General features: G+C 45.5%; 1 protein-coding gene. It reads left to right on the forward strand.

What is annotated here, in order from left to right:
- Window positions 1–209 (forward strand): chitobiase/beta-hexosaminidase C-terminal domain-containing protein (locus A3735_RS10270; protein WP_156499588.1); only part of this gene is annotated, 209 nt, incomplete at both ends.

Raw genomic sequence — 209 nt, forward strand, 5'->3', positions numbered from 1 at the left:
ATGAATGAGTTTGGTCAATTAGAACTAGCAATGACTCAAGCACAAGGCCTACCAGATATCCGCTATGTGTTGAATGGTTCAGCGCCAGAATACAACTACTCGGCACCGATTTCGGTTTCTGATGGCACCACGGTGACCGCTTATGTAATACAAAGGGTTGATGGCCAGGACTATGCATCAGAAGAATCTGAATTTACCCATTCGACCTG

Source organism: Oleiphilus sp. HI0061 (genome assembly GCF_001635675.1).